Here is a 21454-nt window from a genome sequence, read left to right on the forward strand (position 1 = left end):
ACCTTGTAACAAGTATCGAAAACAACAATTCGAAAAGGTGTCGATATGCGTCCCATGAAAACAGTCGTTACTGCAACCCTGGCGCTGCTGGTCAGCGCCGCGGCCCAGGCCCAGCCCAGTGTCAGCGTGTACAACTGGACCGACTACATCGGTGAAACGACCCTGGCGGATTTCCAGGGCAGCACCGGTATCAAGGTCATCTACGACGTGTTCGACTCCAACGAAACCCTGGAAGGCAAGTTGCTGGCCGGCCGCACCGGCTACGACGTGGTCGTGCCTTCCAACCACTTCCTGGCCCGTCAGGTCGAAGCCGGGGCCTTTCTGAAACTGGACCGCGAGCAGCTACCGAACTGGAAGAACCTCGACCCGGTGCTGCTCAAGGCCCTGCAGGAGAACGACGCCGACAACCAGCACTCGGTGCCCTACCTGTGGGGTACCAACGGCATCGGCTACAACGTCGACAAGGTCAAGCAGGTGTTGGGCATTGATCACATCGACTCCTGGGCGGTGATGTTCGAGCCCGAGAACCTGAAAAAACTCAGCCAGTGCGGCGTGTCATTCATGGATTCGGCCGACGAGCTGTTCCCGGCAATCCTCAACTACATGGGCATGGACCCACGCAGCAACAAGCCTGAAGACTACAAGAAGGCCGAGGCCAAACTGCTGACCCTGCGCCCCTACATCACCTACTTCCACTCGTCCAAGTACGTCTCGGACCTGGCCAACGGCGATATCTGCGTAGCCTTCGGCTATTCGGGCGACGTGTTCCAGGCCGCCAACCGCGCCAAGGAAGCCAACAACGGCGTCAACATCGCCTACGCCATTCCCAAGGAAGGCAGCAACCTGTGGTTCGACCTGCTGGCCATCCCCTCCGACGCCAGCAACCCTAAGGAGGCCTATGCCTTCATCAACTACCTGCTCGACCCGAAGGTGATCGCCAAGGTCAGCGGCGTGGTCGGCTATGCCAACGCCAACCCGCCGGCCAAGCAGTACATGGATGCCGAACTGGTCAACAACCCCGAGGTGTACCCGCCGCAAGAGGTGCTGGACAAGCTGTATGTCTCCAATACCCCGACGCCGGCGATCATGCGCCTGATGACCCGCTCCTGGAGCAAAGTGAAGTCGAACAAATGAACCAGTACACCTCTGAACACGCCCGCTCCTACTACAGCGCCACGGCCCACAAGCTGGCGCCCTACTCTGCCCTGAGCGCCGACCTGCAGGCTGATGTCTGCGTGATCGGCGGCGGCTTTACCGGGGTCAACTGCGCCATCGAACTGGCTCAGCGCGGGCTCTCGGTGATCCTCCTGGAAGCCCGGCGCATCGGCTGGGGCGCCAGCGGTCGCAACGGCGGCCAGTTGATTCGCGGTATCGGCCACGAGGTCGAGGGCTTTGCCCGCTACGTCGGCCAGGACGGGGTGAAGTACCTGCAACGCGCCGGCATCGAATCGGTCGAAGTAGTGGCCGAGCGCATCCGCGCGCACGGCATCGATTGCGACCTGCGCTGGGGTTTTTGCGAACTGGCCAACACCCCGGCGCAGTTTGCCGCCTTCCGTGCCGAGCAGCAGAGTCTGGCCGAGCTGGACTATCGCCATGAAACACAATTGGTCGGGCCCGGGCAGATGCATCAGGTGGTCGCCTCCGACGTCTATGCCGGCGGCCTGATCGACCGCGGTTCGGGCCATCTGCATCCGCTCAACCTGGTGCTTGGCGAGGCGCGCGTGGCCGAGTCCCTCGGCGTACGTATCTTCGAACAGAGCGCGGTGCTGGAGATCAGCCATGGCGCCACCGTGCAGCTACGCACCCGCCACGGCACGGTTCGCGCCGGCAGCCTGGTGCTGGCCTGCAACGCCCACCTGGATGAACTCGAGCCGCGCTTGAGCGGCAAGGTACTGCCCGCCGGCAGCTACATCATCGCCACCGAGCCGTTGTCACAGACGCAGGCCGAGCAATTGATTCCGCAGAACCTGTCGCTGTGCGACCAGAAGGTCGGTCTGGACTATTATCGGCTGTCTGCCGACCGGCGCCTGCTGTTCGGTGGCGCCTGCCACTACTCCGGGCGCGATCCTGCGGACATCGCCGCCTACATGAAGCCGAAGATGCTCAAGGTATTCCCGCAACTGGCGGACACCCGCATCGACTTTCAGTGGGGCGGCAAGATCGGCATCACCGCCAATCGCTTCCCCCAGGTCGGCCGCCTGCAGCAGCACCCGAACGTGTTCTATGCCCAGGGCTACAGCGGCCATGGCCTGAACGTCACCCATTGGACCGCGCGGCTATTGGCCGAGGCCATTCATGCCGGGCACAGCCAGGGCCTGGATGTGTTCAGCGCCGTGCCGCACCTGACCTTCCCGGGTGGCAAGGCCCTGCGCTCGCCACTGCTGGCCCTGGGGATGTTCTGGTACCGCCTGCGTGAGGTGCTGGGCTAACTCAGCCGGCCGCCGGCAACACGCTCAGCGGGTCGATCGGCTTGCCGCTCTGGCGGATTTCGAAGTACAGCTGCACCCGGTCGGTGTCCAGGTCGCCGGCTTCGGCGATCTTCTGGCCCTTGCTGACGGTCTGGCCTTCCTTGACCAGCAACTTGCTGTTGTGACCGTAGACGCTGGCATGGGAGGTGCCGTGCTGGAGGATGATCAGGTTGCCGTAACCACGGATGTTCGTCGCGAACGCCACCTTGCCGCCGAGGCTGGCGTACACCGGCTGCCCCGGAGTGGCGGCGATGCGAATGCCCTTGTTGAGCTTGTCGGCGGACGAGTAGCGGCGGATCACCGTGCCCTGCAGCGGCCACGCCCACCCGCGCAGGGTGACCTTGGTGGCCGGCGCCACGGGCCTGGCCTTGCTGGCACTGCTGGTGCTACGGGTGGTGGTGGTGCGCGTGGTGGTTTTCGAACCACCGAAACGAATGGTCTGGCCGACATTCACCGCATAGGGCGCGCTGATGCCGTTGTAACGCGCAAGCTCCTTGAAGCTCCAGCCATGGCGCGAGGCGATCGAATACAGGGTATCGCCGCGCTTGACCTTGTAGGTGCCGGCCACGACTTTGTTGGCAGAGGTACCGGGGCTTGGGGAATGCGAACTGCATGCGGACATCGCCAGCATTACGGCGATCAGAACAAACCTGAAAAACACACCACTTCCTTTTCCCGGAGACGCCATTGACGAGGGCGCTACTATAAATCAGTCGGCGACATTTCGCGGCAAAGTCCGTGCAAGTTCGATAAAGGCGCGGGTCGCTGGCGAGATGATTCGCTCATCGACCACCGCCAGCCCCACCGTACGCATGACCGGCGGATCGAGCGGGCGCTGCACATAATCCAGGGTCGTGCGCAACGGCAAGGACGATTGGGCAACGATGCTCAACCCGTCACCGCGGGCGACCACCTCCAGGGTGCTGAGCAGTTGCGAGGTGCGGTAGCGAATCCGTGGCTGCAGCCTGGCGGCGAGAAACAGCCGCGAGACGATCTCGGCGGAACCGGCTTCGGTCAACACGAAAGGGTCGAGGCAGAGCTGCTTGAGGGTCACGGCGGGGTGCTGCGCCAGTGCATGGTCGGTGGGCATGAGCACGACCATCTGGTCCTCCAGCAACGGGCAGGTATCGAACTGCTCCTCGGGCAGCACCACAAAGCCGACATCAATGCGCCGCTCCTGCAGCCATTGCAGCACCTGGCGATCCGGGCCTTCGTCGACATGCACCTCGATGCCGGGATAAGCCTGGCGATAGGCGGCAAGGATGGCCGGCAGCAAACGCACCGAGGCCGTCGGCCCGAATGAGCCGATGCGCAGCGTCCCCCGCTTCATCCCGAGGGCATCCAGAGCCTCCTGGCGCATGGTTTCGGCCAGGCCGAGCATCGCTTGCGCCCGTTGCAGCAGGCGGCTGCCGATATCCGTCAGTTCGATATCCCCCTGCTGACGCTCGAACAAGGCCACGCCAAGCTCCTGCTCCAGGGCACGAATGGCGTGGGAAACACCCGATTGCGAGATTTTCAGTTGCGAAGCCGCCAGGGTGAAGCCTTTACGCGCCGCCACCACGGCGAAGATTTCCAGCTGGGTCAAGGTCATCGGCAGCGACATCCCATGAGCGATTGCTCATTTCCATATGAGTTTGCATTCGTAGCAGTATGGCGCATCGACTTTACCTCGTCAGCCAGGTCCGCCCATGCCGTCTCACTATTGCACCTACCTGAAACTCGCGCTGGTTTCGATGATCTGGGGCGGCACTTTTGTCGCCGGCCGCGCCCTGGCCAGCGGTATCGATCCACTGTTGCTCGGCAGCCTGCGCTTTATCCTGGCCAGCGTGGTGCTGATAATCATCCTGCTGGTCTCGAAAAAAGGTTTCGTGCGGGTTAACGGGTCCCAGCTCGTGCAGATCCTGGGCTTGGGCTTTTTCGGGATCTATGCCTACACCCTGTTCTTCTTCCACGGCTTGCAGTACACGGATGCCTCAAGGGCCTCACTGATCGTTGCGAGCAATCCTGCGGTCATGGCGATCGTGACCTACCTGTGTTTCAGGCAGCGCCTTGGCCGGGCCCAACTGCTCGGCGTCGCCCTCTGCCTGTTGGGCGCCGGCTGCGTGGTGCTGGCCAGGGCGCCTGGGGCGATCGGCCAGGGCAACTGGATCGGTGATGCGTCGATCTTCGGCTGCGTGCTGAGCTGGGTGATCTTCAGTGTGTTCTGCACCCGCGTGGTAACGCAGATCGGCGCGCTGCACACCGTGACCTATGCGGTGTTCGCCGGGGCGGCGATGCTCAGCTTGCACGCGGTGGTCAACACCAGCATGAGCATCGCCTCAATACGCTTGCTGTCGGCGCGCGACCTGATCAGCCTGGCGTATCTCGGGGCTGTGGGTTCGGCGCTGGCGTACGTGATGTACTACGACGCCATCGCCCGTATCGGAGCGACCCGCGCCGGCAGCTTCATCGCCCTGAATCCGCTGACCGCCGTAATGGCCGGCGCCTTGCTGCTGGGCGAGCAACTGACCGGCGCCATGCTGGCCGGCGGGACGTTGGTGATCACCGGCATACTGCTGGTCAACCGGGTGCCTGCGGCGCTCAGTTGTCCTGCTTCCAATGCAGGTTCACCTTGCCTGTCTCGCCCGGAACGAGAGTGACCGCACCCAGCTGTTGTTCGCCATTGCGCGAGGCAACCAGGTTGTATTTGCCCGGCGGCAGCTTGACGTAGACCATCGGGCCGACCTGGTTGAGTTGCAGCACGGTTTGACCTTGCGGCCCCTGGATCGTCAGGTCGACATCCGGCACGTACTTGTTTTCCGGGCCGGTGGAGAACGTCAGGTGCAAGTTGTAGCCCTGGACTTGCTGAATGGCCCGCGACTCATCGATGCCGATACCGCCGGTGACATAACTTACGCCATTCTGCTCCTGGGATTGCAGCTGCACCCCGGACATATCGACAGGCTCCTGGTACTGCGAAGCCTGCAAGCGCTGCGCCGGCCAGGCCAGCAGTACAACGGCCAATGCAGTGGAAAACGCCAATATGCTGAAGGATTTCATTGCCATGACTCCTGCGCGACAGCGTACAGACCATTTTACGCCGCTCCTCCCTGGCGTTTAGATCGATTCGGCGTGAGGGTCGCGAGCAATACAATGACGATTTCGTACCGTGCTAGAGTCTGCGGCCCAATCTGAAGGTGGACCACGAATGGAACTCTCCCCCGCCGAACATCAGCTGCTGCAAGCCCATCACCTGGCTCTGTTTGAAGGCTGCGTGGTCTTCGACACTCAACCGCCCATCGACGCACAAGCTCTGGCCCGGGTCGAAGCCCACCTGGCCGGCCCGGTGCCTGCCGGTCTGTTGCAGCTATGGCAGACCTGCTTTGGCGGTCGCGTCGGCTACGACCTGGAGGTGGTCTACGATGGCCATCGCCACCCATTCTCCTTCAGTGAACTGTTCTATCCGGACAGCGACGGCTACCGCGACCTCTGGGGCTGGATCGAACACGAACTGGAACAGGCCGAAGAAGCCGCCCGGGAACAGGGTCGCCCATGGAGCGGTAAACTGGACTACCTGCCTTTCGCAGGTTTCGAGTACCTGGAGCGCCTTTACGTCTGCGTCACCCCGGGCCCGGACCATGGCGCGGTGATTGCCTGGAGCCGCGGGTTGCCGCCGGCCTGGGCCGGCAGCCTGCACCAGGACAGCCTCGCGCGCATCGCTGATGACGTCGGTGGACTGTTTCGCCTGCTGGCCTATGAAGAAGACCCGTTCGACCCGCAGGCCGAGTACAGCAGCGCCAGCGAACTGCTTGAAGCGCTGGATGAACTGGAGGGGGCCGGTGAGGTGGGCGTGGCGCTCAAGGCAAGGCTTGAGGCGTTGCTGCGTCAGCGCCTGCTCGACTGGCGCCCGGCCCTGGCTGACGGCAGCCTCGCCCATCAGCCGCGCCTTCGCCAGCTGGCGATGCTCGATGCCGCCGAACAGGGCGACATCCCGCGCTTGCAGACGCTGCGCGACGCGGGCTGCGATCTGACCGAAACACTGCGCGGTCGCGGTGCAAGCCTGGAATCTTGCCTGCAGCACGGGCACCTGGAGGCTGCCAGCTGGTTACTCGACCAGGGGGTCCCCGTGCAAGCAGACACCCTCCTGGTGGGCGCAGCCCAGATCACCCCGGCATTGGCTGCCCGCTTGCTGGGCATGGGCGCCTTGAGCGAACCTGGCGCCGTGCTGAGCGCCGTTGCCCAGGACCACATGGCAAGCGCCGAGGTCATGACCCGCCCGCTGCTCGAAGCTTCGCCGGCCAGTGCCAGCGCCTTGCGCGAAGCGCTACTGGAGCGCGCCGAGCAGCAGCGACGCGACGCCAAACGGATCAAGGCCGGCAAGCTGTTCAGCAATCGCAGCGCCGTTGACTACCTGGCCGAAGCCGAGCGTATCGACACGCTGCGCCAGCGCCTGTTCACCTGAGGACGACTGTCAGCCGTTGCGGGCTTTGATGTAGGCAAGAAAGCTGTCAAGGTCCGAACTGCTGAGCATCCTCGATACCGCCTTGACTTCGTCCATAGGCCAGTCCCACCAGGCAGATTCCAGCAGGATGTTGCGAACGTCTTCGTCAAACCGCCACCTGATCTGCTTGCAAGGGTTGCCACCTACCACCGCAAAAGGGGGCACATCGCGGGAGACCATCGCTCCGGCGGCGACAATTGCGCCGTGGCCGATGGTCACGCCCGAGAGGATCACCGCGTTGGTGCAGATCCAGCAATCACTGCCGATCACCACATCGCCTTTGCTGGGCGCATAGTCCTTGATGTCCTTGACGGCATCGACCATGGCCGGAAACGGGTAGGTGGTCAGCCAGTCGGTACGGTGCTCACCGCCCAGCAGAATCTGTACCCCCGCCGCGATCGAGGTGTAGGAGCCAATTTTCAGTACAGTGTCATCGCCAAATTCGACGACTTCCGGAATGCCATAGGTGCCTACCCCGACACTGTATCGGGGATAGCGCAGCCTGATTTTTTCTGCAGCGCGCTCGAGCTTGTCCATCGAGCGCAATCGCTTGCGCTCCCGACGCTGTTTCAAGAGGTCGAATAACTTCACAAAGGGGTCCTTGCTGATCAACGGTGCAGTACGAGGCGTTTCAAGCGTTTGAGCGTTGTACGGTTGTAATTGCGCAACGGAATCGTGCGTAACAGGCTCCAGGCGAACTTCTTGTCGGCAACCACCGCATACTTCAATGCCTTGTTGACCAGCACCGTCCTGCCCTTCTGGTAACCGGGATGCGCCTGATAAGGCGCCATTGCCAGCATATCGGCATCGAGCAACACCTTGAACCTTCGAGACAGGTTATTGGGGTGTCGACGGTAACGGGTGACACAGATGGGCAACTCGTGAATCTCGTAACCCTTGCTGGCAATTCTGAGCGTTATCTGGAAATCCTGGACTTTGATGTTCGGGTCGTAAAACTGCGCCGCCTGCAAAGCCTCCATGCGGTACAACGCGCCGGGGGCGCCAATGACCACCGCTTCGCTGATGATCTGATCGAAGCTGAACTTCTTCACCTTGGTACGGTGCTGGGCCTTGATCTCGGCACCGTCGCTGTCCATATAAGCGACCAGGGCACCTACGCAGCCCACTTTCGGGTGCTCATCCAGATACCTGGCCCTGACGCTGAGCGAATGGGGAAGCATGATGTCGTCCAGATCCGGGGTGGAAACATACACACCCCTGGCATGCTTGAGGCCGTTGTTCAGCGTAGCGCTGACGCCCTGGTTCTGCTGGGTCAGGAGCTTGAAATCGTAAGTATCCTGCAGCGCCCGGAGCATCGCCAGGCTGTTGTCCGTCGAGCCATCGTCAACAATGATGACTTCGAAGTTGGAGTAGTCCTGGGCAAAGATGCTTTGCAGCGCAGCCTCAAGGTACTTCTCGGCGTTGTAGCAAGGAGCAACGATGGAAACCAGCAGCTGCGATGCCAGTGGCTGGGAGAGCGGCTGCAGATGCTCGGTGGTCATTGCGGGTAATGCCTCGCGCCGGCCTCCCTGTGGAGGCTGTTGCTGATCGTCTGAATCAAAAAGTGGCCACCATCATGCTGGAACTCGTCGCCATTGTCATGATGCGGCGGCACCTCGGTGTCAGCCGATGCGCCCGCAGCCAGAAATATTCAGAAACATCTAAATACTGAAAAGAATACAGCCGGAGAGATTATCATTAAATTGCAACTGCTAATAATTCTCATAAACACTTGCATTTATTTATCCCTGGGTGACACCTTACATGACTTGCGAAATTGCCCGTAGCCGTTCTTCACACTCCTTCATGGCTTCAGCACTGGGCCTGGCCGTCGCTTCGGCATCGAGCTGTTCGCTCGCAGAGCAGACTTCCAGCCCGCCTCTTGAGCTGGGTAACATCAACATTGATGCCCAGGCCAGCGGCGACTACAAGACCGAACGCTCGGCCTCGAGCAAATACGCCACACCGCTGCTCGACACCCCGCAGACCATTACCGTGGTGCCCTCCCAGGTGATCAAGGAGCAGCAGGCGCTGAGCCTGCGCCAGGTACTGTCCAACGTCTCCGGCATCACCTTCAACGCCGGTGAAGGCGGTGGCGGTTCGGGCGACAGCATCAACATCCGCGGCTTCTCGGCCAACAGCAACATCCAGATCGACGGCCTGCGCGACAGCGCCCAGACCAACCGTACCGATACGTTCAATGTCGAGCAGGTCGAAGTCATCAAAGGCCCCAACTCGGTGTTCGGCGGCGCCGGCACCACCGGCGGCAGCATCAACATCATCAGCAAGCAGCCCCAGGACCAGGCCTTCACCCGCCTGGGCGGCAGCGTCGGCACCGACAACTACTACCGCATGACCCTGGACAGCAACCAGCCACTGGAAGGCGCGGGGCAAGACAGCGCGTTTCGCATCAACCTCATGGGCCACCAGAACGACGTGGCCGGCCGCGAACAGATCGACCGCGAGCGTTGGGGTATCGCCCCTTCCCTGCGCCTGGGCCTGAGCGAATCCACGCGCCTGACCCTGAGCGCCTTCCACCAGGTCGATGACAATCTGCCCGACTACGGTGTGCCGGCCCTGGATGGCAAACGCCTGGCGGGGGTAAACCGCGAGGACTACTTCGGCTGGAAGAACCTCGACAAGGAAGAGATCGAGCAAAGCTCATTCACCGCCAACTTCGAGCACGACTTCAACGATAACCTGCGCCTGCAAAACCTCACGCGCTACAGCCACATCGCCCGCGATACCACGGTGTCCGCTTCCCACGTCAACACCACCGGCGTCCCCCCGGGCCGTTACCGCCCCGCAGGCCCGCAAGGCTATGGCCGCGACGCAACCACCGAAATGTGGATCAACCAGACCAACCTGATCAGCAACTTCAACCTGCTGGGCATGCGTCACGACCTGGTCAGCGGCATGGAAGTGTCACGCGAAACCATGGACCTGAAAACCTACGGCTACGGGCTCAGCAACGCCCTGTATCCAGCCAACGGTTACGACCTGAGCAACCCGCCAGGACACTGGTCGGGGCCCGCCAACAAGGCCACCAGCGGCTACACCGACACCGAACTGACCAACCAGGCGCTGTATGTGTTCGACACCATCGCCCTGCATGAGCAATGGGACCTGAACCTGGGCCTGCGCTATGACAAGTTCAAGGGCGAAGCCCAAGGCTACGACGCTGCACATGTGCGCACCTCCGACTTCGAGTCCACCGACGAGAAGCTCAGCGGGCGTGCCGGGCTGGTCTACAAACCCACCGAGAACGGCCGTATCTACCTGGCCTGGGGCAACTCCTTCAACCCCTCCGCCGAGAGCCTGGCCTCTACCGGCGGCGGCCTGAGTGCTACCACCGAAAACCTGGCCCCGGAGAAAAACGAGACCTGGGAACTGGGGACCAAGTGGGAGTTGCTCGACAAGCGCCTGGAACTGGACGCGGCCGTGTTTCGCGTAGAGAAGACCAACGCCCGCGAAACCATGGCCGACGGCTCGACCCAGTTGGCCGGCAAGCAACGCGTGCAGGGTGTGGAAGTCGGCGTGACCGGGCACATCACCGAGCAGTGGGACGTGTTCGCCAACTACACCTTCCTCGACAGTGAAACCCTCAAGGCCGCCAACACCGCAGCCGGTATCGCCCGTGAAGGCCAGGCGCTGGGCAACACCCCACCACGCTCGCTCAACCTGTGGACCACCTACGAGCTGCCGGCTGGCTGGACCCTCGGCTATGGCGCGCGCTATGTCAGCGAACGCAACGTGACCTCCAGCACCAGCGCCAAGCTCGACGCCTACTGGCTGCACAATGCCATGGTGGCGTACCGGGTCAACGAAGACCTCGACCTGCAGCTGAACGTCAACAACCTGTTCAACAAGGACTATGTCGAGCGTGTACGCCAGCAGAACGGCACCGATGCGCGTTCTTCGGCCATCGAGTATGGCGATGCGCGTTCGGCGATTCTCTCGGCGACCTATGCGTTCTGATTTGTAGGAGCGAGGGTGCAACCTGCCTCGCGATTGCGTATGTCCTTCATATCGCAATCGCGGGGCAAGCCCGCTCCCACAGAAACGAAAAAGCCCGCGACCTTTGCAGGACGCGGGCTTTTTCTTACAGCGTATGGTGGGTCGTGTAGGATTCGAACCTACGACCAATTGGTTAAAAGCCAACTGCTCTACCAACTGAGCTAACGACCCGTTGGATGGCGCGTATAATACTGATTTCTAACAGGAAATCAACACCCCATCGCAAAATAATTTAAAAATATCTGGTCGGGTCCTCTACACCGGCAGCTTTGAAGCCGTCGGCGCGCAGGCGGCAGCTGTCGCATTTACCACAGGCGCGGCCTTCATCGTCGGCCTGATAGCAAGAAACGGTAAGGCTGTAGTCAACCCCGCGGGCCATGCCGGCCTGGACGATCTGCGCCTTGCTCAGGTTCTGCAGCGGCGCCTGGATACGGAAGCCCTGCCCTTCGACACCGGCCTTGGTCGCCAGGTTAGCCATGCGCTCGAAAGCCTCGACGAACTCCGGACGGCAATCCGGGTAACCGGAATAGTCCACGGCATTGACGCCGATGAAGATATCGCGGGCCTCCAGCACTTCTGCCCAGCCCAGGGCCAGGGACAGGAACACGGTGTTGCGCGCCGGCACGTAGGTGACCGGGATGCCTTCACTCGGTGCTTCGGGCACATCGATGCTGCTGTCGGTCAGGGCCGAGCCACCGATGCCGTCCAGGCTCAAGCCGATGACCTTGTGCTCGACCACGCCCAGGTCGCGGGCTACCCGCGCTGCGGCGTTCAGCTCAGCGCGATGGCGCTGGCCGTAGTCGAAGCTCATGGTGTAGCAACTGTAGCCTTCAGCCTTGGCCATGGCGACCACGGTGGCCGAGTCCAGACCACCGGAAAGCAGAATTACCGCACGTTTCTCAGTCATAGCATCGCTCCTGTCAGCGTCCCGGCTCGTCGTTCCATAGCAGCTTGTGCAGCTGCATCTGGAAGCGAACCGGCAAATTATCGGCCACGATCCAGTCGGCCAGGTCAGTTGCGCTCACCTGATGGTGGCTTGGCGAGAACAGCACTTCGCCGGCACGTTTTTCCAGGCCGTACTGAATGAGCTTGGACACCGCCCAGTCATAGTCTTCACGAGAGCAGATGACGAACTTGACCTGATCGTTGCGGGTCAGCAGTTCGATGTTCTCGTAACGGTTGCGGTGCACTTCTTCCGAGCCTGGGGTCTTGAGGTCGACGACGCGGCTGACCCGGGTATCGACCCTGGAAATATCCAGGGCACCACTGGTCTCCAGCGAAACGTCGTAACCGGCGTCACACAGTTGCTTGAGCAAAGGGATAGCGTTGGGCTGGGCCAGCGGTTCGCCACCGGTTACGCAGACATAACGCGGCTTGAAGCCAGCGACCTGTTCGAGGATCGAATCAAGGGAGCGGATACTGCCGCCGCTGAACGCGTACTCGCTGTCGCAGTACTGGCAACGCAGCGGGCAGCCGGTGAGGCGAACGAATACCGTGGGCAGCCCAGCGGTACGCGTTTCACCCTGCAAAGAGTAAAAAACTTCGGTGATACGTAATGTGTCTTGCATAGTCGCCACGGGCGTAACAGCTAAACAGGCTGTCCGCCTCCGTCAGGCACCACTGAGAACTCGACATCGCGTAGTTCGCAGCAGCGTGTTTCATAAAAGGGCAGTGATTCTAACGAAAAAACCCGCGACTAGCGCGGGTTTCTTTTAAAGCGACCGACTCAGAGCTTCTGCAAGTCGCGCTGGGCCAGTTGTGCAGCCGAGGTCCCCGGGTACTGGGTGACCACCTGCTGGAGAATGCCCTTGACCCGGTCGGTGTGACCCAGGCGGCGCTCAACATCGGCCAGCTTGTACAGCGAATCCGGCACCTTGTTGTGCTTGGGATACAGCTGGCTGACCTTGGCGAAGGCTTGCCCTGCAGCTTGCAGGTCGCCCTTGGCCAGGTTCACTTCACCGAGCCAGTACTGCGCGTTGCCGGCGTACTGGCTGTTCGGGTACTTGCGCAGGAAGGCGTTGAACGCCTGGCTGGCCTTGTCGAAATCCTTGGCTTTGATCAGGTCGAAAGCAGCATCGTAGTAGAGCTTTTCTTTCGCCGGATCGCCAGGTTCGCTACTGGCTGCTGGCTGGCCGGTGGCAGCACCAGCGGCAGCGCCTGCAGCGGCACCGGCGGCTTCGCCACCGGTGGAGGAATTATCAGGAGTGGCGGCAGGTGCAACACCGCTTCCAATACGCCGATCCAGGTCCTGGTAACGCTCCAGGCTCTCCTGTTTCATGCGTGACACATCATTTTGCAGCTCTTCAATGATGCCTTGTTGACGCGCGATCTGCTCCTGCATTTGCTGCAGTTGCATGAACAGCTGGCCCTGTGCCGAGGCAGGGGCCGTAACCCCTCCCCCGGCATAGGCGCCGTTCGTACCATAACCCGCAGGCGGATAGCTGCTTGCGCCGCTATAGCCTGCGTTGTCATCAACAACAGGAACCTCAGCCCAGGCCATGAGAGGCAGGGTGAGAGCCAGGACGGTTACAGCACGACGGCACGTTCGCATATCGAATTACTTACGCAGTTCGACGCGACGGTTCTGAGCCCAGGACTGCTCGTCGTTACCGGTAGCAACTGGACGCTCTTCGCCGTAGGAAACCAGTTCCAGCTGGGCAGGAGAAACGCCTTGCAGTACCAGGTAGCGTTGAACGGCTTTCGCACGACGCTCGCCCAGAGCCATGTTGTATTCGCGAGTACCACGCTCGTCGGTGTTACCTTCCAGCACGACGCGAGCGCCGTTGCCTTTCAGGTCCTTGGCATGAACGTCCAGAGCGCGCATGGCTTCTGGCTTCAGGTCCGAGCTGTCGTATTCGAAGTAGAAGGTGGTGATTGCGCGCAGAGCAGCTTCTTCGCTCAGGCTGCCGTCAACAGCGCCAGTGTTGGCACCGTAGCCAGCGTTAGGATCGACTTGGCCTTGACCTGCGTCGTCACCGCCTTTCGAGGAGCAACCTACAGCTACGGCCATGGCCAGAGCCAGCGCAGCAAACTTACCAAACTTCAGCATTTCCATCGTGAAACTCCTAATGAACCCCAGTGTGTTAAGTAAAACGTAAAGCGCCGCGTCAGTTCAGGTAAGGGGACCAGGACGGTTCTCTGACTTCGCCTTGAGCGGTAGGAAGCGGGAGCCTCACGCGTCCGTTGAGAGAGACGAGCATCAAGACTCCCCGGCCCTGCTGGCGGGTGGCGTAGATTAGCATGGTGCCGTTGGGCGCAACAGTGGGTGACTCATCAAGACTTGTTTCCGAGAGAATCTTTACACTGCCGCGTTGCAAATCTTGTGCAGCCACTTTGAAGTTGGTGAAACCTTGTTGGCGATGAATCATCACCAGGGTCTTTTCATCCGCCGACAGTTTAGGGTTGGCGTTGTAGTTACCCACGAAAGTTACCCGCTCTGCACCACCACCGGAAACATTGGTTTTGTAGATCTGTGGTTTACCACCGCGGTCGGAGGTGAAGTAGATGGTCGAGCCATCTTTACCCCAGAACGGTTCGGTGTTGATACCAGGACCTGCAGTCACGCGCGACAGTTGGCGCGAACCCATGTTCATCACATAGATGTCCGGGTTGCCGTCCTTGGACAGCACGAACGCCAGGCGCGAACCATCCGGAGACCAGGCTGGCGCACCATTGAGGCCTTCGAAGTTGGTGATCTGCTCACGGCGACCGGTGTCGATGTGCTGAACGAAGATGCGCGGACGCTTCTGCTCGAACGACACATAGGCAATGCGCTTGCCATCCGGGGCAAAGCGCGGCGACAGGATCGGCTCACGCGATTGCAGCAGGGTTACTGCCCGCGCACCGTCGTAGTCGGAACGCTGCAGGGTGTAACGGGTGTTGTTGGTCGAGAAGCGCTCGGCAGTCACGTACAGCATGCGGGTAGAGAACGCACCCTTGATGCCGGTGAGCTTTTCGAACGACTGGTCGGCGATGTAGTGCGACATGTCGCGAAGTTGGTCGACACTGCCCGAGACGCTGCCGGTCAGCACTTGCTGCTCGGTGGCGACGTTGAACAGCGCGTACTGCACCTGCAGGCGACCGCCCGCAGGGACGATGCTGCCGACCATGATGTACTGGGCGCCCAGGGCTTTCCAGTCACGGAAGATCACTTCGCTGGCCTGGCTCGGCTGGCTGATCATGTTCTGCCGCGGGATCGGCGAGTAATAACCGGAGTTGCGCAGGTCATTACCAATGATGTCAGCCATGTCTTCAGGCAGCACGCTACCGCCCTGCAGACCGAACGGCACGACGGCGATCGGCGTCGCGCGATCGCTGCCGCTGGTGACCAGGATGTTCTTTTCATCTGCTACGGCCAACCCTGCTGCACAGCAGAGAACAACCAGCAGTCCTCGAAGAAGGTTAATCACAAGGCTAGATCCTCAGGTGTGAATGTCATCTTGAATGAACGATAGGGATTGAATTCGCTCGGTTTCAAGCCCTGCATCTCGGTTAAACGACCAATGTTCTTGACCGCTGCCACAGCCGAGCTGTCAAACGGACCGTCACCACTGGAGCGGGCTACGCTCACCGAGGTAATGGTGCCATCGGGCAACATGCCGATCTGCAGGACCACCGTCATGTTCTTGCGCGCAGAAGGCGGACGTGCCCAGCCCTCGGCCGCACGTGCACGAATCAGGTCGTCGAAATCGCCGGCTACCTGATCACCCTGCTCGTCAGCCAGGGCTTGCTGCCGTTCGGTGGTGTCGGACAGAAGCTCGGCCAGGGCCTGGGCTTTCTTGTCTTCCGCCGCCTTGCGGGCTGCATCCTGTGCCTTCTTCTTGGCTGCATCAGCTGCAGCTTTCTTCTTGGCGTCTTCGGCGGCTTTTTTCTTCGCCTCTTCAGCCGTTGCTTTTTTCTTCGCGTCCTCGGCCGCCTTCTTCTTGGCGTCCTCGGCTGCTTTTTTCTTGGCTTCTTCAGCCGCCTGCTTCTTGGCCTCTTCGTCAGCCTTTTTCTTGGCTTCCTCTTCGGCCTTCTTCTTGGCGATGTCAGCCTGTTGCTTCTCGGTGGCCTTCTTCGCCTCTTCGGCTTTCTTGGCTTCGGCGGTTTTCTTCGCTTCCTCGGCCTTCTCGGCCTGCTCGGCTTTCTTCGCTTCGGCTTCGGCTCGCGCCTCTTCGGCCTTTTGAGCAGCTTCTTCTTTCTTTTGTTCCGCAGCCTTCACTGCCTGCTGCTCGACCTTCTTCTGTTCCATCTGCTCTTCTTCGGTTTGACGCGAAGCAGTCTTCTTGGCTTCACCGGCAATCTTCTGATTGGTCTGGGTGGTCGCCTGACTCTTGGATTTCAGCTGGTACAGGGTTGCCTGGACAATAGGCTTGGCCGGCGGCAGTTCCGGGGTCATGGCAAAACTGACGAACAGCATGCCGAACACCAGAACGTGCAGCGCAATGGCCCAGACACTGGGCCAGAAATAGCTTTCCGAGGCGGATGGCTCTCGCTGTTGCATCAGGGCGCCTCGGTAATCAGGCCAACGTTACCGACACCTGCCTTCTGCAACCCGCCCATGGCACCCATGACCGCGCCATAGTCGACGGACTTGTCACCACGGATGAAGACCTGGGTCTGCTTGCCCTGGTCACGGCCGGCGCTGATGATCTTGGTCACGGCGTCGGTCATTTGCGGCAAGGTCATGGCCTTGTCCATCTGCTTGTCGGTGTCGACCTCGCTGCCAAGGTTCCAGAAGTAGGTCTTGTCAGCCTTGATCGAAATGGTCAGGACCTGGGTGTTGTTGTCCTGCGGCAAGGCTTCACTGGAAACCTTGGGCAAGTCGACCTTCACGCCCTGGTTGAGCATGGGTGCGGTCACCATGAAAATCACCAGCAGTACCAGCATCACGTCGATGTATGGCACCACGTTCATTTCGGCGACCGGCTTGCGTTTGTGGCGAACTCGGGCCATGGGCTTTTACCTGATCACTCTTCGCTGGTGTGCACTTTACGGTGCAGGATGGCCTGGAACTCGTCGGCGAACGTGTAGTAACGGCCGATCAAGACTTCACTGCGGGCAGCGAAACGGTTGTAGGCAATAACCGCAGGGATCGCGGCGAACAGGCCGATCGCGGTGGCGATCAGGGCTTCGGCGATACCCGGGGCCACGGTGGCCAGGGTCGCTTGCTGCGCCGAGGCCAGGCCGCGGAAGGAGTTCATGATGCCCCAGACGGTACCGAACAGGCCGATGTACGGGCTGGTGGAACCAACGGTGGCGAGGAACGGCAGGCTCTGCTCGAGCTTCTCTTCTTCACGGGAGATGGCGACGCGCATGGCCCGGCCAACGCCCTCCATGACCGCATCAGGGTCGACGCCCGGCTGCTGGCGCAGACGCGAGAATTCCTTGAAGCCGGCGCGGAACACCTGTTCTACGCCCGAATCCGGGTCCGGGTTGCTGCCAGCCTGACGGTACAGCTTGGACAGGTCGATGCCCGACCAGAAGCGCTCTTCAAAGCTGTCCAGCGCACGACGACCGGCGCGCAGCATGGTGCTGCGCTGAAAAATCATGATCCATGACGTTACCGATGCGGCAACCAGAATCAGCATGACCAGCTGTACCACGATGCTGGCATTGCTGACCAGGCTCCACATGGAGGTATGGTCGACGACGTTAGCTTCCACGCTTAATCTCCTGCATTTGAATGAGTACCCGGATCGCCCGCCTCGGCAAAGGCCGCGCGCAGCGCTGGGGGAATGGCCCGGGGTTTGAAAGTATCGGCGCGCACACAGGCCACCAGGAACTGCCCTTCGCAGAGCAGCGTTGCATCTTTTTCGCGCCATACCTGCTGCACGAAGCGCAGGCTGGCGCGGTTCAATTCAAGCACTTGCGCGGTGACCCGCAATTCGTCGTCCAGCCGCGCTGGCGCGTGATAGCGCGCCTCGCTGGAATGGACCACGAACAGCAGGTTTTCCTGCGCCATTGCCGACTGGGCAAAGCCCAGGGCACGCAACCGCTCGGTGCGGGCACGTTCCATGAATTTCAGGTAATTGACGTAATACACCACGCCGCCGGCATCGGTATCTTCGTAATAGACACGACAACGATGTGCGAACGGCTCTAGCTCAATTTGCGCGCGCATACTCTAGTGCTAACTCCTCAGCTTGCCAATCCGCCCCGGCAACTGTTTTTCATCGATTATGTCGTATTGCCAGCGTGACTGAGCCATGCCCGCGGATAGGACCACAGAAACGCTGGATAAATCTGTCACTCATCGGCCTGGGCGGAAAAACCCTCACCGGTGATCGATTCCCCCATCCGATTGGGAATATTCAGACCGAAATGCAGGTACGCGTGCCGGGTCACCACCCTGCCCCGTGGCGTGCGCATGATGTAGCCCTGCTGGATCAGGTACGGCTCGAGCACGTCCTCGATGGTGTGACGCTCTTCGCTGATGGCCGCAGCCAGGCTGTCGACCCCCACCGGACCACCGTCGAACTTCTCGATCATGGTCAGCAGCAAGCGCCGGTCCTGGTGATCGAACCCGCGCTCGTCGACATCCAGCAGGTTCAGCGCCATGTCGGCAACCGGTTTGGTGATATGGCCCTTTCCGCGCACTTCGGCGTAGTCGCGCACCCGCCGCAGCAGGCGGTTGGCGATCCGTGGCGTACCGCGGGCCCGGCGGGCGATCTCGAAGGCGCCTTCGTCCTCGATGGGCAAGCCAAGAATGCCACCGGAACGGCTGACGATGGTCGCCAGGTCCTCGGTGTTGTAGAACTCCAGGCGCTGGACGATGCCGAAGCGGTCACGCAGCGGGTTGGTCAGCATGCCGGCACGGGTGGTGGCACCGACCAGGGTGAACGGAGGCAAATCGAGCTTGATCGAGCGCGCCGCCGGCCCTTCGCCGATCATGATGTCGAGCTGGAAGTCTTCCATGGCCGGGTACAGCACTTCTTCGACGATGGGCGACAGGCGATGGATTTCGTCGATGAACAGCACGTCATGGGGTTCGAGGTTGGTCAGCAAGGCAGCCAGGTCACCCGGGCGTTCGAGGATCGGCCCCGAAGTGCTCTTGATCGACACGCCCATCTCCTGGGCAATGATATTGGCCAGGGTGGTCTTGCCCAGCCCCGGCGGGCCGAAGATCAGCGTGTGGTCGAGGGATTCGTTGCGCCCGCGGGCGGCCTGGATGAACAAGGCCATCTGTTCGCGCACCACCGGCTGGCCGATGTATTCGGCCAGGCGCAATGGACGGATCGCCCGGTCCTGGACCTCTTCTCGGTCGCGCCCGGTGGCGGCTATCAGTCGATCGGCTTCAATCACTTAGATCATTCCCTTAAGGCTGCGACGGATCAGCTCTTCACTGCTCAGGCCCTTGGCATCCACGGCGGCCACCGCCTTGCTGGCTTCCTGGGGCTTATAGCCCAGGGAAATCAGCGCGCTGACGGCATCGGCCTCGGCGCTGGAGACGCTGGCAATCGGCAGTGGACCATTGGGCACAAGGGCAAACATGGCCGGTGAGGTTTCCCAGGCCTTGAAGCGATCCTTGAGTTCAACCAGCAGGCGCTCGGCGGTCTTTTTACCGACCCCGGGCACCTTGACCAGGGCCGAGGCATCCTGGGCCTGGACACAGCGTACCAGTTCGTCGACATCCAGGCCCGACATCAATGCCAGGGCCAGCTTGGGCCCCACGCCGTTGAGGCGGATCAGCTCGCGAAACAGCTCGCGTTCGCGCTTTTCATGAAAGCCATACAGCAGATGAGCGTCCTCGCGCACCACCAGGTGGGTGTGCAAGGTCACCACTTCGCCAACCTTGGGCAAGCGGTACAGGGTGGTCATCGGCACTTCGAGCTCGTAGCCCAGGCCGTTGACGTCGACAATCAGGTGCGGCGGCTGTTTTTCAGCCAGGGTGCCGCGCAAACGTCCAATCACGTTCCGATCCTTCCTCATGGGCACCGGCAAGCGACCGGTCAACCCTAACAGCAAATGCAATGGCCGAAGGCATTGCCCGGGCAAAATTTGTTTCAGCGGATGATGCTATCAGAGCCGCAAGCGCCCGCTGCGACTACGCGCCGTGCCCAGGCCATGGGGCACCAAGCTTGAGCGGGTGTGGGCATGGCACAAGGCGATGGCCAGGGCGTCGGAAGCGTCAATCTGCGGCTTCTGGGTCAGCTTGAGCAGGTGCATGACCATCATCTGCACCTGCTCCTTATTGGCCCCACCGGTGCCGGCAACTGCCTGCTTGACCTGGGTGGCGCTGTACTCGGCAATCTCCAGGCCTTCTTCGATGGCGGCGACAATAGCCGCGCCGCGCGCCTGACCGAGCTTGAGCGCCGAATCGGCGTTGCGCGCCATGAACACCCGCTCGATGCCCATGGTAACCGGGCCGTGCTGGCGAATGATCTCGCGCACCCCGCGAAACACGATCTGCAGACGCTCCGGCAGCTCGCCCGCGCCAGTACGGATGCATCCGGAAGCCACATACTCGCAGCCACGACCGCTATGGCGCACCACGCCATAACCGGTGATGCGCGAGCCGGGGTCGATGCCAAGAATCAGAGTCATACGTCTTTGCGCCATAGTAAAAACAGAAGCCGGACCGGCTCGCAGGTGCAATGCAACTGCAGGCAGATCCGGCCTCGGGCCGGCAGGAGCGGGCTTGCCCCGCGATTGCGCACTACCGCCCAATCGCATCGAGAGGCAAGCTCGCTCCCACCTGAATGAACAACTTGAGACTAGCCGAGCTGTTCCATGACTTCGTCAGGAATCTCGGCGTTGGAGTAGACGTTCTGCACGTCGTCCAGGTCTTCAAGCATGTCGATCAGCTTGAGCACCTTCTGCGCGCCGTCCAGGTCAAGTTCGGCACTGGTGGTCGGCTGCATGACGATTTCCGCGTCCGCTGCCTTGAAACCGGCCTCTTCCAGGGCATTGCGCACGGCATAGAAGCTGTTGAACGAGGTGAAGACCTCGAACGAGCCATCTTCGTTGCTGACCACGTCGTCGGCATCGGCCTCCATCGCCGCTTCCATCAGCGCGTCTTCGTCGACACCGGCGGCAAAGCTGATCTGGCCCTTGCGCTCGAACAGATAGGCCACCGAGCCGTCAGTCCCCAGGTTGCCACCGCACTTGCTGAACGCATGGCGCACAGCCGCTGCGGTCCGGTTGCGGTTGTCGGTCATGGCTTCGACCATCACCGCCACGCCACCCGGGCCGTAACCTTCGTAGCTGAGCTCTTCGACGTTGTCGGCTTCGGCCGTGCCAGCACCGCGGGCAACCGCCCGGTCGATGATGTCGCGGCTCATGTTCGCCCCCAGCGCCTTGTCCAGGGCCAGGCGCAAGCGCGGGTTGGAGGCTGGATCGCCGCCGCCCTGCTTGGCGGCAACGGTCAGCTCACGAATCCACTTGGTGAAGATCTTGCCTCGCTTGGCATCTTGGCGCTCTTTGCGGTGCTTGATGTTTGCCCACTTGGAATGACCAGCCATAACGCACTCCGAATCCTTTGTAACAATGCCACGCCCCGGCCGCGCTC

General features: G+C 61.3%; 23 protein-coding genes and 1 tRNA gene. 5 read left to right on the forward strand and 19 right to left on the reverse strand.

What is annotated here, in order from left to right; all coding sequences use genetic code 11:
* Positions 1–45 precede the first annotated feature (45 nt).
* Positions 46–1134, forward strand: coding sequence for a polyamine ABC transporter substrate-binding protein (locus JV241A_RS18525; RefSeq protein WP_134063942.1), 1089 nt, complete (start codon positions 46–48; stop codon positions 1132–1134).
* Complete coding sequence (locus JV241A_RS18530; protein ID WP_134063944.1) at positions 1131–2429, forward strand: FAD-binding oxidoreductase; 1299 nt, start codon at positions 1131–1133, stop codon at positions 2427–2429. Before JV241A_RS18525 ends, JV241A_RS18530 begins: the two co-directional genes overlap by 4 nt.
* 1 nt (position 2430) lies before the next feature.
* On the opposite strand, the gene JV241A_RS18535 is transcribed toward JV241A_RS18530, so the two are convergent.
* On the reverse strand, positions 2431–3129 hold the full coding sequence (locus tag JV241A_RS18535; RefSeq protein ID WP_115088294.1) for a peptidoglycan DD-metalloendopeptidase family protein: 699 nt from the start codon (positions 3127–3129) through the stop codon (positions 2431–2433).
* 48 nt (positions 3130–3177) lie between these two features.
* Positions 3178–4059, reverse strand: a complete 882-nt coding sequence (locus JV241A_RS18540) for a LysR substrate-binding domain-containing protein (RefSeq protein ID WP_115088514.1) — start codon at positions 4057–4059, stop codon at positions 3178–3180.
* Positions 4060–4156: 97 nt separating this feature from the next.
* Here JV241A_RS18540 and JV241A_RS18545 point away from each other — a divergent pair, with 97 nt between their 5' ends.
* Complete coding sequence (locus JV241A_RS18545; protein ID WP_134063946.1) at positions 4157–5107, forward strand: DMT family transporter; 951 nt, start codon at positions 4157–4159, stop codon at positions 5105–5107.
* Here the strand turns inward: JV241A_RS18545 and JV241A_RS18550 are convergent.
* Entirely contained in the window at positions 5049–5507 is a 459-nt protein-coding gene (locus tag JV241A_RS18550; protein WP_115088296.1) for a carboxypeptidase regulatory-like domain-containing protein, read from the reverse strand. The two genes, JV241A_RS18545 and JV241A_RS18550, sit on opposite strands and share 59 nt — an antisense overlap.
* A 148-nt stretch (positions 5508–5655) precedes the next feature.
* Here JV241A_RS18550 and JV241A_RS18555 point away from each other — a divergent pair, with 148 nt between their 5' ends.
* Positions 5656–6909, forward strand: coding sequence for an SMI1/KNR4 family protein (locus JV241A_RS18555; RefSeq protein ID WP_134063948.1), 1254 nt, complete (start codon positions 5656–5658; stop codon positions 6907–6909).
* 9 nt (positions 6910–6918) lie between these two features.
* On the opposite strand, the gene JV241A_RS18560 is transcribed toward JV241A_RS18555, so the two are convergent.
* Together JV241A_RS18560 and JV241A_RS18565 are read right to left on the reverse strand one after the other, a co-directional pair.
* Positions 6919–7539, reverse strand: a complete 621-nt coding sequence (locus tag JV241A_RS18560) for a CatB-related O-acetyltransferase (RefSeq protein ID WP_115088515.1) — start codon at positions 7537–7539, stop codon at positions 6919–6921.
* A 17-nt stretch (positions 7540–7556) separates the two neighbouring features.
* Positions 7557–8450 carry a glycosyltransferase family 2 protein gene (locus tag JV241A_RS18565; RefSeq protein WP_134063950.1) on the reverse strand — a complete coding sequence of 298 codons (894 nt, stop codon included), beginning with the start codon at positions 8448–8450 and terminating at the stop codon, positions 7557–7559.
* Between the two features lie 262 nt (positions 8451–8712).
* Between JV241A_RS18565 and JV241A_RS18570 the strand changes: the two genes are divergently transcribed.
* The gene (locus JV241A_RS18570; RefSeq protein ID WP_134063952.1) at positions 8713–10926 is read left to right on the forward strand and encodes a TonB-dependent siderophore receptor; all 2214 of its coding nucleotides are present in this window, start codon (positions 8713–8715) and stop codon (positions 10924–10926) included.
* A gap of 134 nt (positions 10927–11060) precedes the next feature.
* Here JV241A_RS18570 and JV241A_RS18575 read toward each other — a convergent pair.
* From JV241A_RS18575 to JV241A_RS18640, 14 genes are all read right to left on the reverse strand, one after another.
* A tRNA-Lys gene (locus tag JV241A_RS18575) sits at positions 11061–11136 on the reverse strand.
* A 61-nt stretch (positions 11137–11197) separates the two neighbouring features.
* Complete coding sequence (gene queC, locus JV241A_RS18580; protein WP_115088300.1) at positions 11198–11872, reverse strand: 7-cyano-7-deazaguanine synthase QueC; 675 nt, start codon at positions 11870–11872, stop codon at positions 11198–11200.
* 13 nt (positions 11873–11885) lie between these two features.
* Entirely contained in the window at positions 11886–12533 is a 648-nt protein-coding gene (gene queE / locus JV241A_RS18585; protein ID WP_134063954.1) for a 7-carboxy-7-deazaguanine synthase QueE, read from the reverse strand.
* Positions 12534–12691: 158 nt separating this feature from the next.
* A complete protein-coding gene (gene ybgF, locus JV241A_RS18590; RefSeq protein WP_115088302.1) occupies positions 12692–13516 on the reverse strand; it encodes a tol-pal system protein YbgF in 825 nt (274 codons plus the stop codon).
* A gap of 6 nt (positions 13517–13522) precedes the next feature.
* Positions 13523–14020, reverse strand: coding sequence for a peptidoglycan-associated lipoprotein Pal (gene pal, locus JV241A_RS18595; protein ID WP_010223188.1), 498 nt, complete (start codon positions 14018–14020; stop codon positions 13523–13525).
* Positions 14021–14072: 52 nt separating this feature from the next.
* A complete protein-coding gene (gene tolB / locus JV241A_RS18600; protein ID WP_233673389.1) occupies positions 14073–15353 on the reverse strand; it encodes a Tol-Pal system beta propeller repeat protein TolB in 1281 nt (426 codons plus the stop codon).
* Between the two features lie 17 nt (positions 15354–15370).
* Positions 15371–16447 (reverse strand): cell envelope integrity protein TolA, encoded by a 1077-nt coding sequence (gene tolA / locus JV241A_RS18605; protein WP_115088304.1) that lies wholly within the window; start codon positions 16445–16447, stop codon positions 15371–15373.
* Entirely contained in the window at positions 16447–16899 is a 453-nt protein-coding gene (tolR, locus tag JV241A_RS18610) for a protein TolR (protein ID WP_115088305.1), read from the reverse strand. The genes tolA and tolR overlap by 1 nt, the downstream gene beginning before the upstream one ends.
* A gap of 14 nt (positions 16900–16913) precedes the next feature.
* Positions 16914–17609 (reverse strand): protein TolQ, encoded by a 696-nt coding sequence (tolQ, locus tag JV241A_RS18615; protein ID WP_010223192.1) that lies wholly within the window; start codon positions 17607–17609, stop codon positions 16914–16916.
* Positions 17610–17611: 2 nt separating this feature from the next.
* On the reverse strand, positions 17612–18067 hold the full coding sequence (gene ybgC, locus JV241A_RS18620) for a tol-pal system-associated acyl-CoA thioesterase (protein WP_134063956.1): 456 nt from the start codon (positions 18065–18067) through the stop codon (positions 17612–17614).
* Between the two features lie 125 nt (positions 18068–18192).
* A complete protein-coding gene (ruvB, locus tag JV241A_RS18625) occupies positions 18193–19248 on the reverse strand; it encodes a Holliday junction branch migration DNA helicase RuvB (protein WP_115088307.1) in 1056 nt (351 codons plus the stop codon).
* Complete coding sequence (ruvA, locus tag JV241A_RS18630; RefSeq protein ID WP_115088308.1) at positions 19249–19857, reverse strand: Holliday junction branch migration protein RuvA; 609 nt, start codon at positions 19855–19857, stop codon at positions 19249–19251. It abuts the gene before it with no gap.
* 108 nt (positions 19858–19965) lie between these two features.
* Positions 19966–20490, reverse strand: coding sequence for a crossover junction endodeoxyribonuclease RuvC (gene ruvC, locus JV241A_RS18635; protein WP_045193540.1), 525 nt, complete (start codon positions 20488–20490; stop codon positions 19966–19968).
* 170 nt (positions 20491–20660) lie between these two features.
* A complete protein-coding gene (locus JV241A_RS18640; RefSeq protein ID WP_115088309.1) occupies positions 20661–21407 on the reverse strand; it encodes a YebC/PmpR family DNA-binding transcriptional regulator in 747 nt (248 codons plus the stop codon).
* Positions 21408–21454: the final 47 nt, after the last annotated feature.

The organism is Pseudomonas sp. JV241A, assembly GCF_900275665.1.
Classification (GTDB): domain Bacteria; phylum Pseudomonadota; class Gammaproteobacteria; order Pseudomonadales; family Pseudomonadaceae; genus Aquipseudomonas; species Aquipseudomonas wadenswilerensis.

What these genes read in the sequence shown, in the direction of transcription:
- tolR (WP_115088305.1), bottom strand. Translation starts at nt 16,899, where the DNA reads ATGGCCCGAGTTCGCCACAAACGCAAGCCGGTCGCCGAAATGAACGTG.
- JV241A_RS18530 (WP_134063944.1), top strand. Translation starts at nt 1,131, where the DNA reads ATGAACCAGTACACCTCTGAACACGCCCGCTCCTACTACAGCGCCACG.
- JV241A_RS18550 (WP_115088296.1), bottom strand. Translation starts at nt 5,507, where the DNA reads ATGAAATCCTTCAGCATATTGGCGTTTTCCACTGCATTGGCCGTTGTA.
- JV241A_RS18565 (WP_134063950.1), bottom strand. Translation starts at nt 8,450, where the DNA reads ATGACCACCGAGCATCTGCAGCCGCTCTCCCAGCCACTGGCATCGCAG.
- queC (WP_115088300.1), bottom strand. Translation starts at nt 11,872, where the DNA reads ATGACTGAGAAACGTGCGGTAATTCTGCTTTCCGGTGGTCTGGACTCG.
- ybgF (WP_115088302.1), bottom strand. Translation starts at nt 13,516, where the DNA reads ATGCGAACGTGCCGTCGTGCTGTAACCGTCCTGGCTCTCACCCTGCCT.
- tolA (WP_115088304.1), bottom strand. Translation starts at nt 16,447, where the DNA reads ATGCAACAGCGAGAGCCATCCGCCTCGGAAAGCTATTTCTGGCCCAGT.
- pal (WP_010223188.1), bottom strand. Translation starts at nt 14,020, where the DNA reads ATGGAAATGCTGAAGTTTGGTAAGTTTGCTGCGCTGGCTCTGGCCATG.
- JV241A_RS18570 (WP_134063952.1), top strand. Translation starts at nt 8,713, where the DNA reads ATGACTTGCGAAATTGCCCGTAGCCGTTCTTCACACTCCTTCATGGCT.
- ybgC (WP_134063956.1), bottom strand. Translation starts at nt 18,067, where the DNA reads ATGCGCGCGCAAATTGAGCTAGAGCCGTTCGCACATCGTTGTCGTGTC.
- JV241A_RS18545 (WP_134063946.1), top strand. Translation starts at nt 4,157, where the DNA reads ATGCCGTCTCACTATTGCACCTACCTGAAACTCGCGCTGGTTTCGATG.
- ruvC (WP_045193540.1), bottom strand. Translation starts at nt 20,490, where the DNA reads ATGACTCTGATTCTTGGCATCGACCCCGGCTCGCGCATCACCGGTTAT.
- JV241A_RS18640 (WP_115088309.1), bottom strand. Translation starts at nt 21,407, where the DNA reads ATGGCTGGTCATTCCAAGTGGGCAAACATCAAGCACCGCAAAGAGCGC.
- JV241A_RS18555 (WP_134063948.1), top strand. Translation starts at nt 5,656, where the DNA reads ATGGAACTCTCCCCCGCCGAACATCAGCTGCTGCAAGCCCATCACCTG.
- queE (WP_134063954.1), bottom strand. Translation starts at nt 12,533, where the DNA reads ATGCAAGACACATTACGTATCACCGAAGTTTTTTACTCTTTGCAGGGT.
- JV241A_RS18525 (WP_134063942.1), top strand. Translation starts at nt 46, where the DNA reads ATGCGTCCCATGAAAACAGTCGTTACTGCAACCCTGGCGCTGCTGGTC.
- JV241A_RS18540 (WP_115088514.1), bottom strand. Translation starts at nt 4,059, where the DNA reads ATGACCTTGACCCAGCTGGAAATCTTCGCCGTGGTGGCGGCGCGTAAA.